Source organism: Bacillus sp. JJ634, from assembly GCF_036962285.1.
Lineage (GTDB): Bacteria > Bacillota > Bacilli > Bacillales > DSM-1321 > Peribacillus > Peribacillus asahii_A.
The window spans coordinates 45,638-46,623 of record NZ_JBALMU010000068.1 but is presented as its reverse complement, the minus strand read 5'-3'; the positions used below and the strand labels follow the sequence as shown (position 1 = coordinate 46,623).

Below are 986 nucleotides of genomic sequence, written 5' to 3'. Positions count from 1 at the left end.
CTAGTTAATAAATAACATGTAATGAACAAATTGATAAATCTACATCACATATTGAAGATTTGAACTGAACCCCGAATAGGTTCACTTTTTTTAAAACGTGTTTACTATTCGGAGTTCAATTCAAATTGTATTGATTATGCTCTTTTATTTCCTTTTTTTCTTCGTTTTGTCCTAATAGTCATTGGAGCCGTTTTATCATTTTTGATATTTTCCAGGTACTCCACTAAATATTTTTCTGTAATCTGAGTGAGTACATATCCAAGCCGTGTATGAATAATATTTTCCACTACAAACACCTTTTTGGTGTAATACATATAGTTTTGGCCAGCTATCCTTTCATACTCCTTAAATTCATCGGTACTTTCCTGTTCACCCGCTTTATAAAAGCTATTCATATGCCGATACATGTCTCTTCGCTCTTTTCTTATGACTTTAAGTAAATATAACAGCTCAAAGGTCGATAATTTCATAATTTCCGGCGTAGTTTTATCCATGTGAACATCCAAAGCACACTCTGAAACGCGAACGTTCAGCCGCTCCCGATTTTCTTTGACAATCTTTGAATCTAGAGAGCCATACAACAAAATGAAACAACCTTCCAAGTCTTACGTGAACCTGGTCGTGCCGCATCTACCAAGTCCTATCTGTGGTTATATCGCACAGGGCGAGATGATATCCCCATTGTTCTCTATGACTATCAACCAACAAGAGCAGGCGAACACCCGAAACGTTTTTTAACGGGTTATCAAGGTTATTTACAAGTGGATGGATATAGTGGTTACAATCAAGTACCGGATGTCACCCTTGTGGGATGTTGGGCGCATGCCAGACGTAAGTTTGATGAAGCCTTAAAGGCTTTACCTGATTCACAGCAGGGAAAAAAGGTGAAGGCGAGCGAAGGGTTGTATTTCTGTAATCAACTCTATTCTATCGAAAGAAAGCTAAAACATGTCGACTCTACAGAACGATTTGAGTCCCTATCATTA

At 37.7% G+C, this 986-nt stretch carries 1 protein-coding gene and 1 pseudogene; one reads left to right on the top strand and one right to left on the bottom strand.

The window, feature by feature from the left end; genetic code table 11:
- Positions 1-134: 134 nt before the first annotated feature.
- Positions 135-494 (bottom strand): hypothetical protein, encoded by a 360-nt coding sequence (locus V7068_RS11865; protein ID WP_499712970.1) that lies wholly within the window; start codon positions 492-494, stop codon positions 135-137.
- A gap of 81 nt (positions 495-575) precedes the next feature.
- Here V7068_RS11865 and V7068_RS11860 point away from each other — a divergent pair.
- Positions 576-986: pseudogene (locus V7068_RS11860) on the top strand (IS66 family transposase); the annotation flags it as partial.